Origin of the sequence: Paenarthrobacter aromaticivorans (assembly GCF_019038615.1) — a bacterium.
Classification (GTDB): domain Bacteria; phylum Actinomycetota; class Actinomycetes; order Actinomycetales; family Micrococcaceae; genus Arthrobacter; species Arthrobacter aromaticivorans.
On record NZ_JAHOPC010000033.1, the window covers coordinates 1 to 1,484 of the forward strand.

Annotated in this window: 2 protein-coding genes; both read left to right on the forward strand. The window is 61.1% G+C overall.

Going from position 1 to position 1,484, the window contains the following annotated elements:
* The first annotated feature begins 139 nt into the window (after positions 1–139).
* Positions 140–523 carry a hypothetical protein gene (locus tag KSW38_RS23270; protein ID WP_254186857.1) on the forward strand — a complete coding sequence of 128 codons (384 nt, stop codon included), beginning with the start codon at positions 140–142 and terminating at the stop codon, positions 521–523.
* A 14-nt stretch (positions 524–537) separates the two neighbouring features.
* Positions 538–1,484 (forward strand): IS3 family transposase (locus KSW38_RS23275; protein ID WP_254186858.1); only part of this gene is annotated, 947 nt, incomplete at its 3' end.

Below are 1,484 nucleotides of genomic sequence, written 5' to 3' on the forward strand. Positions count from 1 at the left end.
CCCTGTGTGTCAGGCTGCTGTGTGACAGTTTGTGTGTCGCTCGTGGCCTGACGTGCGGGGCGGGGAAAGGTCCGTTATGGATTTTGTTGTCCCGTTGCGTGCTTCGAAGCGGAGTCACTTCACTTTGGCTCAGAAACACATGATTCTGGATGAATACGACAAGTGTTTGGAGCGTGGCTCCAAGACCGCGTTCTGCAGGGCTGTTGGTATAACCGAAGGCACTATCCGGCTGTGGGCCGGACAACGTGAGGCTGGGGAATTGAGATCCCGGGCCAAAGAAGGGACGGAGGACCATCGCTTGAGGGAAGGCGACAAACGGCTACTCAAACAGGTCTTGAAGGAGAACGAGATCCTCAAGGCCAAGCTGGCCAGATCTGAGGCCGCGGTGGACATCCTGGGAAAAGCTTCCGCGCTCTTGGACGCCATGGCCAAGAGCGCGGCAGCGACGGACCCCGAGCTGAAGGATCCGGAGCCGCAGCGCCCGGACTGGTTGACCCCGGAATCTGGAAAGACATCGCTCTGACCTTTGTCGGGAATCTGGTCGCTGCTGGCTGGTCGGCAGTAAAGGCGTGCGCGGTTGTTGGGCTTCACCGCACCACGTGGTACCGGCATCTGAGCCCGCCGGCAACGGCCGGGATCACTATCGCCCACACCGCTCGGGCGTATCCGAACCGGATTACCTCAGCCGAGGCTGAAGAGTTCATGACCGTCCTGAACTCCGAGGACTACGGGAACCTTTCGGTCACCCAGGCCTATTACCGGATGCTCGATGCCGGACACTGCTCCTTCTCCATCGCAACCGCTCATCGTCTCGTTGCCGCGCGTGGACAAAACGGTGACCGGCGTGTCCAACGCGGAAACACCGGCCAGAAGCGAATCAAACCGGTGGTGGAAGCCACCGGCCCGAACCAGCTCTGGAGCTGGGACATCACCATGCTCCACGGCCCAGGCAAACACACCTACAAGCTCTACGCGATCATCGATGCTTTCTCACGCAAAGTCATCGCACACCGCGTCGAACACCACGAGACAGCGGCCCTTGCCTCCACGTTCATACATGACGCCGCGGACATGACCAGCCAACGACCTTTGGTTCTGCATGCCGACAACGGAGCTCCCATGCGGGCCGGGACCACCGTGGACCTGGCCCGGGCGCTTGGTATCACGCTGTCCTACTCCAGGCCCCGGGTCTCAAACGACAACCCGTACTCGGAAGCGCTCTTCAAAACAGTGAAATACGACCTGGGATTCCCGCAACGATTCCGGGACCTGCAAGACGCCCGGGACTACATGGACCAGTTCTTCGCCGCCTACAACGCCCACCACCGGCACAGCGGCCTGAACTTCTACACACCCGACACCGTCCACCACGGGCTAATCGAGCAGGCGCGCAGGCAACGACAACAAACCCTCGATGCCTGCTACGCCCGCAACCCTCACAGATACCGCCGCAGACCCACCGCGCCAGGAATACCACCCACCGC